The 6,126-nt window shown below is 71.9% G+C and carries 8 protein-coding genes; 5 read left to right on the top strand and 3 right to left on the bottom strand.

Features of this window, described 5'->3' with window-relative positions:
• Both SM418_RS34815 and SM418_RS34810 read right to left on the bottom strand, forming a co-directional pair.
• Positions 1-146 (bottom strand): maltotransferase domain-containing protein (locus SM418_RS34815; RefSeq protein ID WP_371966141.1); only part of this gene is annotated, 146 nt, incomplete at its 3' end.
• Positions 147-338: 192 nt separating this feature from the next.
• Positions 339-695: an STAS domain-containing protein gene (locus SM418_RS34810; RefSeq protein ID WP_371945778.1), complete on the bottom strand. Its 357-nt coding sequence runs from the start codon at positions 693-695 to the stop codon at positions 339-341.
• 183 nt (positions 696-878) lie between these two features.
• Between SM418_RS34810 and SM418_RS34805 the strand changes: the two genes are divergently transcribed.
• The 4 genes from SM418_RS34805 to SM418_RS34790 all read left to right on the top strand — a co-directional run bounded on the left by SM418_RS34805 (position 879) and on the right by SM418_RS34790 (position 4,477).
• Positions 879-1,553: a carbon-nitrogen hydrolase family protein gene (locus SM418_RS34805; RefSeq protein ID WP_371945779.1), complete on the top strand. Its 675-nt coding sequence runs from the start codon at positions 879-881 to the stop codon at positions 1,551-1,553.
• A 62-nt stretch (positions 1,554-1,615) separates the two neighbouring features.
• The gene (locus SM418_RS34800; RefSeq protein WP_371945780.1) at positions 1,616-1,891 is read left to right on the top strand and encodes a sulfurtransferase TusA family protein; all 276 of its coding nucleotides are present in this window, start codon (positions 1,616-1,618) and stop codon (positions 1,889-1,891) included.
• 110 nt (positions 1,892-2,001) lie between these two features.
• Complete coding sequence (locus SM418_RS34795) at positions 2,002-3,471, top strand: flavin-containing monooxygenase (RefSeq protein WP_371945781.1); 1,470 nt, start codon at positions 2,002-2,004, stop codon at positions 3,469-3,471.
• Between the two features lies 1 nt (position 3,472).
• Positions 3,473-4,477: a transglutaminase-like domain-containing protein gene (locus tag SM418_RS34790; RefSeq protein ID WP_371945782.1), complete on the top strand. Its 1,005-nt coding sequence runs from the start codon at positions 3,473-3,475 to the stop codon at positions 4,475-4,477.
• On the opposite strand, the gene SM418_RS34785 is transcribed toward SM418_RS34790, so the two are convergent.
• Complete coding sequence (locus SM418_RS34785; RefSeq protein ID WP_371945783.1) at positions 4,474-5,088, bottom strand: FMN-binding negative transcriptional regulator; 615 nt, start codon at positions 5,086-5,088, stop codon at positions 4,474-4,476. The two genes, SM418_RS34790 and SM418_RS34785, sit on opposite strands and share 4 nt — an antisense overlap.
• 53 nt (positions 5,089-5,141) lie before the next feature.
• Here SM418_RS34785 and SM418_RS34780 point away from each other — a divergent pair, with 53 nt between their 5' ends.
• Positions 5,142-6,098 carry a DNA polymerase domain-containing protein gene (locus SM418_RS34780; RefSeq protein WP_371945784.1) on the top strand — a complete coding sequence of 319 codons (957 nt, stop codon included), beginning with the start codon at positions 5,142-5,144 and terminating at the stop codon, positions 6,096-6,098.
• Positions 6,099-6,126 lie beyond the last annotated feature (28 nt).

Below are 6,126 nucleotides of genomic sequence, written 5' to 3'. Positions count from 1 at the left end.
ATCTCGTGCCCCTCACGGAACACCGTCGCCGACACCTCGACCGTCTCACCCACCACGGCCTTCGCCGGCCACCGCCCGCACCCCACCACCGGCGCCACGTCCAGGATCGGGATGCGACCGAGCTCGCCCTCCAGCTTCACCTGCATGTGTCCGCTCCCGCTCGTCGGCGCCGTCCCTCGGTGCCGGTCCCAGACATCCATGCCCCGTTCGCAACTCCCCGGCATCCTCGGCACCACAAGATCATGCAAAGAACCGCCGGGCCGGAGGGCGGCGTCCGGGAGGCCGGAATCCGCCGGACCCAATGCGGGATCGAGCCGGGACCGGCCGGGTGCGGGCCGCTAGCTGCGCGTGGTCAGCGCCTCGCGCGCGGTCGCCACGTCCGGTGCGATCGCGACCCGGCGCTGCAGCCCCGCCACGTCCGAGACCCGGCGGACGATGCCGCGCTGCGGCAGCACCACCCACATCGAGACGCCGAGTTCGCTCGCCCGCATCTGGGACCGCGTGATCACGTTCAGCCCGTTGGAGTCGCAGAACGTGCAGCCGGTCAGATCGAGGATCAGCGCCGGTGTCCCGGAGTCGAGGAGCCCCATGGCCTGCTCGAGGATCGCCTCGCCGTTGCTGAGGTCGACCTCCTCGGGGAACGTCAGCGTTCCGCAGGCGTCGCTGCTCTCCACCCGCGCTACTCCGAGATCCATGGTTCGCCCCAAAGCCGGTTTCCTCACCTGGATGACAACGGGGGGTACTTCACTGCGACTGTAAGCCCCGATCCTGGACGTAACCTGAAAGAAAGGGTCAAGTCTAGGACGTCCCTCCGTCATTTCGCCGACGATCCCGTTCACTCGCGTTTCATTCCTATTTGTCCGTTCTGGAGATGCCTGATGCTCGCCCTCGCCGCTGTCCAGCCGCCCTGCGCCTCCTTCGACATCGACCGTAACGTGGCCGAGCACGCGCGGACGATCCGCGCCGCCTGCGCCGGTCTGGTCGTCTTCCCCGAACTGTCCCTGACCGGATATGAGCTGGACGCCGAGAGTCTGAGCTGCGCTGATCCGCGCCTGACACCGCTGATCGAAGCCTGTTCCGAGACGGACAGCATCGCCTTGGTGGGCGCTCCTGTCGATTCGCACATCGCGATGCTCCGTGTCGATGCCAGCGGAATCACGGTCGCCTACCACAAAATGTGGCTCGGCGACGCGGAGGCCGAACGGTTCGAACCCGGCGGCAAGCCCGCCGTCATCACCGTCGGCGGCCTGCGCCTCGGCCTGGCCATCTGCAAGGACACCGGCGTCTCGCAGCATCTCGCCGACACCGCCGCGCTCGGCATCGACGCCTATGTAGGCGCGGTGTGCGAGGACGACGCCGCCGTCCTGGACGAGCGCGCCCACCGTGCCGCGACCGGTCACGGCATCTGGGTCGCCCTCGCGAGCTTCGCGGGGCCGACCGGCGGTGGCTACGACCCGGCGGTGGGGCACTCCAGCATCCGCAGGCCGGACGGCGTGGTGGTCGCCCAGGCCGGCGCGGAGCCCGGGGAGATGGCCCGCGCCACCCTTCCCTGACCGCCTGTCGTAGCAAACCCATATATTTCACCCACCGGCCTGCTAGAACCGGGGGTGTGGGAATGAGCGCGGACCCAGTGGTCATCGACGGCGGAGACCGCTCCTGCGTGCGCCTGCTGCTGGAGTTGCGCGGTCGCCTCGCCGGGCTCGCGCCCGGCACGGTCGTCCACCTGCTCGCCGGCGACCCGGCGGCCCCCATCGACCTGCCCGCCTGGTGCCACCTGACCGGGCACGCCTACCTGGGGCCCGTCGACCGGGCGGCGACCCCCACCTACGCCCTCCAGGTGACCGCCGACCCTCGTCCCACGTTGCCCGAGTCGCCCTGGCGTCCGCGCTGATCACACGGGTGCGGACGCCTCCCGAGGGGGCGACTGAATGCCGTTCGGGTGACTATTGGCGGAGCGCCAACGGGGGGTTAGGGTGGCCTGGGAGATGAAGGGACGTTGTCATGGGCGGGCCGTCTGTCGCGATCGTGGGAAGCGGATTCAGCGGACTCGGGCTGGCCATCGCGCTGCGGCGCGCCGGCTTCACCGAGCTGACCGTGTTCGAGCGGGGCGACGACGTCGGCGGCGTGTGGCGGGAGAACACCTACCCGGGCGCGGCCTGCGACGCCCCCTCGCATCTGTACTCCTACTCGTTCGAGCAGAAGCCCGACTGGTCGCGCAGGTTCGCGCCGCAGCCGGAGATCCTCGACTACCTGCGGGGGTGCGCGCGCAAGTACGGCGTGATGGAGCACATGAAGTTCGGGACGGAGGTCACCGGAGCCGAGTTCGACGCCGCGGCGGGACGCTGGAACGTGCGGACGGCCGAAGGGGAGACGTCCACGGCGGACGTGCTCGTCTCGGCGTGCGGCCAGCTCAGCCGCCCGTCCGTGCCCGACATCCCGGGCCTGGAGTCGTTCGCCGGAACCGTCTTCCACTCGGCGGAGTGGGACCACGGCCATGACCTCGCCGGACGGAACATCGCCGTCGTCGGCAACGGGGCGAGCGCCGTCCAGTTCGTCCCGCAGATCGCGCCGAAGGCCGCGAGACTGACCGTGTTCCAGCGCGAGCCGCAGTGGGTGGGCTGGAAGTGGGACCGCCGCTACCCCCGGGCCCGCTCCTGGCTCAACCGCAGGTTCCCGGTCCTGCAGCGGCTGTCCAGGCTCGGGGTGTTCCTCTGGTTCGAGGTGCTGCTCAACCCGATGCTGATCTCCCCGCGCGGCCGCCGGGTGCTCTCGGCCCACGTCCGGGCGCTGTGCCGCACCACGCGGTGGTCGGTGCGCGACAAGGAGACGCGCCGGAGCCTCACGCCCGGCTACGAGCTGGGCTGCAAGCGCGTCCTGGTGTCGAGCGACTACTACCGGTCCCTCAACCTGCCGCACGTGGACGTCGTCACCAGCGCGATCGTCAAGGTCACGCCCGACGCGGTCGTCACCGCCGACGGCGGGACCCACCAGGTCGACACCATCATCATGGGCACGGGTTTCCGGTCGCACGGCTTCTTCGCCCCGATGCGCGTCGCCGGGCTGGACGGCCGCGTGCTCGACGACGCCTGGAAGGACGGGCCGCACGCCTACCTCGGCCTGGCCGTCGCGGGCTTCCCGAATTTCTTCCTGATGTACGGGCCCAACACCAACGTGGGTTCCGGGTCAGTGGTACACATGCTGGAGAGCCAGATCGCCTACATCGTGCAGGCCGTTCGTGCGCTGCACGATCCGGAGGTGCTGTACATGGACGTCCGCGAGGGCGTGCTCTCCGAATTCGACGAACGGCTCCAGCGCCGCCTCGGCGGGACGGTCTGGAACGCCGGCGGCTGCAACAGCTGGTACCTGCAGGGCGGCAGCCGCAACGCCAGCAACTGGCCGGGATCCATGCTCGACTACCGGCGGCGGACGCGGAGCCTCGACCCGTCCGACTACCGGTTCGTGAAGCGCTGACATGGCCCGAGCCATCGCCCACCCGCTCCTGCGCACGCTCGACGGGCTCCTCGTCATCCCCCCGGAGCACCACCGGCCGGACACCTCCCGGGCCGATGCCGCCGCGATGCTCGCCTGCGACCAGGACGCGCTGTCCGGCCTCGTCCGGCACGGGCTCCCGGCCACGGGGGAGCGCGGCCGGGAACGGTTCGACTCCAGGGACATCTTCAACCTCGCCCTCTACTCCGGTTCCCGGCGCACCGGGATCGAACGGACCGTCGCGTCCGCCCTGCGCTGGACCCGCTCCTCCTGCGAGGACCTCATCGCGCCCCGCATGTCCCGGTTCGAGCTGCGCGTCGCCTGCGGCGCCCCGGACGGCTGCCGTCCGGGTGCGCACAACACCCTCGCCCGGCCGCGGACCGGCGCCTACGGCGGCAAGGTCCGCCACGTCCGGGCCGATCCGGCCGGTGCGGCGCGCAACGTCCCGGCGGGGACGGCGGCCACCGCCCGCGCGTCCGGCCCCGCCCTCACCCTCTCCGCCGTCCTGCGGACCGTCGGCGACTGCCCCGTGCTGCGCTCGCCCGCGCTGCGCGCGATCCTGCGCGAGTTCATGGGCGCGGAACTGCGCTGGCTCCGCCTGCCCGAGGCCATGCGGGACGACGAGTCCCTCGTCCCGCGCGGGTTCGCGAGCTGCGGCTCGGCCAGCCGCTACATCGCCCGCCTGTGCCGCGAGGAGGGCATCCCCGCGAGGACGCGGATCGGCTGGGTCGTCGGCCTGCCCGACCTCGTGCACGCCTGGGTGGAGGTCGAGGACGACGACGGCGTCACCAAGGTCATCGACCCGACGTTCGTGCTGCTCGCCGAGGTGATCCCGGGCGCGAACCCGATGCTCCGCGACCCCGGGCTCGGCTTCCGCACGAACCGCCTGATCCCCACGGCGCTGGAAGTGGGCGCCGACATCGCCTCCCACACCTGCGCCGCCGGCCACGTGCCCCGCGTCACCACCACCCTCGTCCCGCTCGGCTAGGCGTCGCGGACGGCCTCGGCCATGGCGGTGTCGCCCTCGGCCAGGTAGCCCTCGACGACGCCGGCGCGGTCGGCGTCCGGGCGGTTCTGGCTGAGCTTCGCCTTCGCCTCGACCCGGCTGATGACCAGTTCCAGGCCGACGATCGCACGGAGTTGCCCGGCGACGAACCCGGACGGGGCGTCGTCCACCGACCACGCGGGCTCACGGCCGCCCTCGTGGCGGTCGGTCAGGCGGCGGACCATCGATTCGACCCACGCGGGGTCGTCGTGCACGACGAGCCGGCCGTAGACGTGCGCGGTCAGGTAGTTCCACGTCGGCACAACGCGCCCGTGCTCGCGCTTGGACGGGTACCAGGTCGGCGACACGTAGGCGTCCGGCCCGTGCACGATGAACAGCGACTCGCCGGCGGCGGGCTCGCGCCACTGGTCGTTGTTGCGCGCCACGTGCGCCAGCATCGCGCCGTGCTCGCCCACCGCCGGGTCGTAAAGGACGGGCAGGAACGTCGCGACGAGCCCCCGCGGCGTGACGGTGACGAGGTCGGCCGCGTCGCACCCGGCCAGCAGCTCCGTGACCCCGGGGTCGCCTGCAGAGAAATGCGCCGGAATGTACATGCCTGCGACGCTACCGCGATCGGGATGTCGGACGCGCGTGCGAAGGTGGTGGGGTGAGCGCCGATGAGGAGCGTGACGGGGTTCGGCTGACGAACCTCGACCAGCCCCTGTTCGAGGGGGCGGACGCCACGAAGCGCGACCTGGTCGACTATCTGGACGCCGTCGCCGGGCGCGTCGTGCCGCAGCTCGCCGGGCGTCCGCTGTCGGTCGTCCGCGTGCTGCGCGGCCAGAAGCCGTTCATGCAGAAGAACGTCCCCAAGTACACCCCGGAGTGGGTGCGGACGGTGAAGGTGTGGGCCGAGACGTCCCGGCGCGAGGTGTCGTACGCGCTGTGCGACGACCGCCGCACCCTGCTGTGGTTCGCCAACCAGCGCGCCGTCGAGTACCACCCGCCGCTCTCGCGCGCGGACGCGCCCGTCCGGCCCACCCACCTGGTGATCGACATCGATCCGCCGGGAGGTGACGCGTTCGGTGCGGCCGTCCGCGCCGCGCACCTCGTCCGGCAGGCGATGGGCGACGCCGGGCTGGACGGCGCGGTCAAGACCAGCGGCGCCAAGGGCGTGCACGTGTTCGTGCCGCTCGACGGCCGTGCCTCCGTCGAGGACGTCGCCGCCGCGACGCGCGCGCTGGGCGTCCGCGCCGAGCGGCTCGACCCCGGCCTCGCGACGACGGCGTTCATCCGCGAGGACCGGGGCGGCAGGGTGTTCCTCGACTCGACCCGCGCGGGCGGCGCGACGGTGGTCGCCGCCTACAGCCCGCGCGTCCGCCCGGGTACGCCGGTCTCGTTCCCCGTCCCGTGGAGCGACCTCGACGACGTCACTCCGGCCGACTTCACGATCCGCACGGCGGTGGGGCTGCTCGCGGGCCGCGACCCCTGGTCGGACCTCATGCCCGAACCGCAGGCCCTTCCGGCCGAGCTGATCGAGCAGGGCCACACCATTCCGATCGCGCGGGTCCAGGCGATGCACGAGGGCAAACGCCGGGCCAGGGCACGCCGCGCCGCCGACTGACGGATCATGCGCCGATCCCGCGCGTTTC

Origin of the sequence: Actinomadura chokoriensis, assembly GCF_041463665.1 — a bacterium.
GTDB lineage: Bacteria > Actinomycetota > Actinomycetes > Streptosporangiales > Streptosporangiaceae > Spirillospora > Spirillospora chokoriensis_A.
This window is presented reverse-complemented; position numbering and strand designations above follow the sequence as displayed.

Excerpts from the sequence above, each read along its gene's own strand:
- SM418_RS34805 (WP_371945779.1), top strand. The coding sequence starts at position 879 with ATGCTCGCCCTCGCCGCTGTCCAGCCGCCCTGCGCCTCCTTCGACATC.
- SM418_RS34810 (WP_371945778.1), bottom strand. The coding sequence starts at position 695 with ATGGATCTCGGAGTAGCGCGGGTGGAGAGCAGCGACGCCTGCGGAACG.
- SM418_RS34795 (WP_371945781.1), top strand. The coding sequence starts at position 2,002 with ATGGGCGGGCCGTCTGTCGCGATCGTGGGAAGCGGATTCAGCGGACTC.
- SM418_RS34785 (WP_371945783.1), bottom strand. The coding sequence starts at position 5,088 with ATGTACATTCCGGCGCATTTCTCTGCAGGCGACCCCGGGGTCACGGAG.
- SM418_RS34800 (WP_371945780.1), top strand. The coding sequence starts at position 1,616 with ATGAGCGCGGACCCAGTGGTCATCGACGGCGGAGACCGCTCCTGCGTG.
- SM418_RS34790 (WP_371945782.1), top strand. The coding sequence starts at position 3,473 with ATGGCCCGAGCCATCGCCCACCCGCTCCTGCGCACGCTCGACGGGCTC.